Genomic DNA, 872 nt, shown 5'->3' with positions numbered 1-872 from the left:
GGAGACCGGTCATGACTAAACCGCTGAAGCTCGCCGTGGTCGGCCATACCAATGTGGGCAAGACCTCGCTGCTGCGCACCCTGACCCGCGATGTCGGCTTTGGCGAAGTCTCCCATCGCCCCAGCACCACGCGGCATGTGGAGGGCGCACGCTTGTCGGTGGACGGCCAAGCCTTGCTGGAGTTGTACGACACGCCCGGCCTGGAAGATGCCATTGGCCTGCTCGACTACCTGGAACGCCTGGACCGCCCCGGCGAACGCCTCGATGGTCCGGCACGCCTGGCGCGGTTCCTGGAGGGCAGCGAGGCGCGCCAACGCTTCGAACAGGAAGCCAAGGTACTGCGCCAACTGTTGGCCTCGGACGCCGGCCTGTACGTGATCGATGCCCGCGAGCCGGTGCTGGCCAAGTACCGTGACGAGCTGCAAGTGCTGGCCAGTTGCGGCAAACCGTTGCTGCCGGTGCTCAATTTCGTCAGCAGCGCCGACCACCGCGAACCGGACTGGCGCGAAGCCCTGGCCCGCCTCGGCCTGCATGCGCTGGTGCGTTTCGACAGTGTGGCGCCGCCGGAAGATGGCGAGCGCCGATTGTATGAAAGCCTGGCCCTGCTGCTGGAAAGCGCACGACCGCAGTTGGAACGGTTGATACTTGATCAGGAGGCCCAGCGCAAGGCCCGCCAGCAAAGCGCCGCGCGCTTGATCGCCGAACTGTTGATCGACTGTGCGGCCTGCCGTCGCAGTGTGGTGACTGAAGATGAACCCCAAGCCATCAGTGATTTACGCAATGCCGTGCGCCAGCGCGAACAAAAATGTGTGGAAGCGTTACTCAAGCTATTTGGTTTCCGCCCCCAGGACGCCGCCGCCAGTGACTTGCCG

At 64.6% G+C, this 872-nt stretch carries 1 protein-coding gene; it reads left to right on the top strand.

Annotation, left to right across the window (positions count from 1 at the left end):
* Positions 1-11: 11 nt before the first annotated feature.
* A partial coding sequence (locus BFP90_RS01675; protein WP_141688897.1) for a GTPase/DUF3482 domain-containing protein occupies positions 12-872 on the top strand: 861 nt, incomplete at its 3' end.

The sequence above is a fragment of the Pseudomonas sp. 24 E 13 genome (assembly GCF_900004715.1).
In the GTDB taxonomy this organism is placed as follows: domain Bacteria; phylum Pseudomonadota; class Gammaproteobacteria; order Pseudomonadales; family Pseudomonadaceae; genus Aquipseudomonas; species Aquipseudomonas orientalis_A.
Note: the sequence above shows the minus strand (reverse complement) of the source record. Positions and strands in the feature narration are given on the sequence as shown.